The sequence below is a fragment of the Aeromonas sp. HMWF015 genome (assembly GCF_963878965.1).
Classification (GTDB): Bacteria; Pseudomonadota; Gammaproteobacteria; order Enterobacterales; family Aeromonadaceae; genus Aeromonas; species Aeromonas veronii.
Genome location: NZ_CAWNZT010000444.1, coordinates 1 through 3280, shown reverse-complemented (window position 1 = coordinate 3280; position 3280 = coordinate 1). Strand labels below are relative to the sequence as shown.

The window sequence follows — 3280 nt, the reverse complement described above, 5'->3', positions numbered from 1 at the left end:
CCCCCTGACCGACTGTCCGGCCTGTAGCAAGCCGAATCTGGTCAAGCTGATATCGGCGGCAGGCTTCCGGCTCAAGGGAACCGGATGGTACGAGACTGATTTCAAACCGGGTAAGAAAAAGAATCTGGCCAGCTGTGAGACAGACGGTGCTTGCCAGTCGTGCCCGGCGGCCCAAGGTTAACCGTCTCTCTACAATTTCGAAGGAAGAAGTCCATGCGCTCTATCTATTGCGGACAGGTCAATGAGGCCCATGCAGGGCAGACCATTACATTGTGCGGTTGGGTTCATCGTCGTCGTGATCTCGGCGGTCTGATCTTTATCGATATGCGCGACCGGGAAGGGATCGTTCAGGTGTTCTTCGATCCGGACAAGCCGGACGCGTTCGCCCTGGCCTCCGAGCTGCGCGGCGAGTTCTGCATCCAGGTGACCGGCGTGGTGCGCACCCGTCCCGAGTCCCAGCGCAACAGCGACATGGCCACTGGCGCCATCGAAGTGTTCGCTCACGAGCTCAACATCATCAACCGTGCCGAGCCGCTGCCGCTGGACTTCAATCAGGTCAACAGCGAAGAGATCAGCCTCAAGTATCGCTACCTGGATCTGCGTCGTCCCGAGATGGCCAAGTACCTGAAGACCCGCGCCAAGGCGAGCGCCTTCGTACGCCGCTTCATGGACGAGCACGGCTTCCTCGATATCGAGACCCCGATGCTGACCAAGGCCACCCCGGAAGGTGCCCGTGACTATCTGGTGCCGAGCCGCGTGCACAAGGGCAAGTTCTACGCTCTGCCGCAATCACCCCAGCTGTTCAAGCAGTTGCTGATGATGTCCGGCTTCGACCGTTACTACCAGATCGTCAAGTGCTTCCGTGACGAAGACCTGCGTGCCGACCGCCAGCCGGAATTCACCCAGATCGACGTGGAGACCTCCTTCATGACCGCGCCGCAGGTGCGTGAAGTGATGGAGGAGATGATCCGCAAACTGTGGCTGCACATCCTGAACGTGGATCTGGGCGACTTCCCGATCATGACCTTCGACGAAGCCATGCGTCGCTACGGCTCCGACAAACCGGACCTGCGTCTGCCGATGGAGCTGGTCGATGTGGCTGACCTGCTGACGGCTGTCGAGTTCGCCGTGTTCGCGGGCCCCGCCAACGATCCGAAAGGCCGTGTGGCTGCCCTGAAAGTGCCGGGCGGCGCCGAGCTCTCTCGCAAGCAGATCGACGAGTACACCAAGTTTGTCGGCATCTACGGTGCCAAGGGCCTGGCCTGGATGAAGGTCAACGAAGCGGCCAACGGTATCGAAGGCGTGCAGTCTCCGGTTGCCAAGTTCCTCTCTGACGCCATCGTGCGCGAGATCCTGACCCGTACCGGCGCGGCCGACGGCGACATTATCTTCTTCGGTGCCGACTCCAAGAAAGTGGTCTGCGATGCCATGGGCGCCCTGCGCCTGAAAGTGGGTCGCGATCTGGGCCTGCTGGAGAACAGCTGGAAACCGCTGTGGGTCATCGACTTCCCGATGTTCGAGGAAGATGGTGAAGGTGGTCTGGCCGCCATGCACCACCCCTTCACCGCGCCGAGCAACATGAGCCCGGCCGAGCTGAAAGCCAACCCTGTGGGTGCTTACGCCAACGCCTACGACATGGTGATCAACGGCTACGAAGTGGGTGGCGGCTCTGTCCGTATCCACAACAGCGAGATGCAATCCACCGTGTTCGACATCCTGGGTATCACCCCGGCCGAGCAGCGCCTGAAGTTCGGCTTCCTGCTAGATGCGCTGAAGTACGGTACCCCGCCGCACGCCGGTCTGGCCTTCGGTCTGGACCGTCTCAGCATGCTGCTGACCGGCACCGAAAACATTCGGGACGTCATCGCCTTCCCGAAAACGACCGCGGCTGCCTGTCTGATGACAGACGCCCCCAGCCTTGCCAATGCCGCCCAACTGGGTGAGCTGGCGATTGCAACCACCGTCAAGGGCGACGAGTAAGCCGATACCGGCACCGGAGGCCGCCGCCGTGCGGCCTCTGTGTTTCCCTTGGGTTAGTCATGATCAGTGTTACTGACATTTAAAAAATAACGGAGAGTCTCTATGGCAGGTCACAGTAAATGGGCCAACATCAAACACCGCAAGGCCGCTCAGGACGCCAAGCGTGGCAAGATCTTCACCAAGCTGATCCGCGAAATCACTACCTCCGCGCGTCTGGGTGATGCCGATCCGGCCAACAACCCGCGTCTGCGTGCTGCGGTGACTGCCGCCCTGACCAACAACATGACCCGCGACACCATCAACCGTGCCATTGCGCGTGGCGCCGGTGGTGGCGATGGTGAACAGCTCGAGACCATCGTATACGAAGGTTACGGTCCGGCTGGCTCTGCGGTGATGGTAGAGTGCCTGACCGATAACCGTAACCGTACCGTAGCCGAAGTGCGTCACGCCTTCAGCAAGTGCGGTGGCAACCTGGGTACCGACGGCTCCGTCGCCTATCTGTTCAGCAAGAAAGGTCTGCTGACTTTCGTGGGCGTAGACGAAGATGCCCTGATGGATGCCGCGCTGGAAGCGGGCGCCGATGACGTGGTCACCGAAGAGGATGGCACCATCGAGGTGTACACCACCCCGAACGACTTCGGTACCGTGCTGGATGGTCTGGAAGCTGCCGGCTTCAAGGCCCAGAGTGCCGAAGTGACCATGATCCCCTCCACCGAAGCGGAGCTGGATGCAGAGACTGCGCCCAAGCTGATGCGTCTGATCGACATGCTGGAAGATCTGGACGACGTGCAAGAGGTGTATCACAACGGCTCCATCTCCGATGAAGTCGCTGCGACCCTCTGATCGCTTAATCGTGCTCTCCTGATGGCAGCCTGATGGCTGCCATTTTTTATCTTTGCATCGTGGCAACTGCTGATGTGTCGGCTGAGCAACCGGTGTAACAACTCTCTTTACTGACAGTCTTTCCCGCTTTCTCTGCGCATTATTATTGTTCTGTTCCTGCCAGTCGGTTGGCCCTGCACGTACGCTAGTCTGCAGTTCTGCTGCATTGCGTTAGCGAGGCTCCGCTTATCCTGTTTATCACACCTTTAGCTCTTTAGATGGCGTTGACTGCTCACATCTGCCCGTCAGGGTAATTCGTTGCGGGTAGGGGATAGGAGGTGATGGGGCGTGCTCTTGTTATCAGAGGGGCCATCAATACAGAGTCACAGGTTGGGATGTTGATAACGGATTGGCTGGGGCGAGTTGGTTGGTTGGTTGGTTGGTTGGTTGGTTGGTTGGTTGGTTGGTTGGTTGGTTG

At 59.3% G+C, this 3280-nt stretch carries 3 protein-coding genes; all 3 read left to right on the top strand.

Features of this window, described 5'->3' with window-relative positions; translation table 11 throughout:
• Window positions 1–181: FmdB family zinc ribbon protein (locus tag AACS18_RS22860; RefSeq protein WP_108613396.1), on the top strand; the 181-nt coding region annotated here is incomplete at its 5' end.
• A gap of 32 nt (window positions 182–213) precedes the next feature.
• On the top strand, window positions 214–1980 hold the full coding sequence (gene aspS, locus AACS18_RS22855) for an aspartate--tRNA ligase (RefSeq protein WP_108613395.1): 1767 nt from the start codon (window positions 214–216) through the stop codon (window positions 1978–1980).
• A gap of 102 nt (window positions 1981–2082) precedes the next feature.
• Complete coding sequence (locus AACS18_RS22850; RefSeq protein ID WP_040094613.1) at window positions 2083–2823, top strand: YebC/PmpR family DNA-binding transcriptional regulator; 741 nt, start codon at window positions 2083–2085, stop codon at window positions 2821–2823.
• Window positions 2824–3280: the final 457 nt, after the last annotated feature.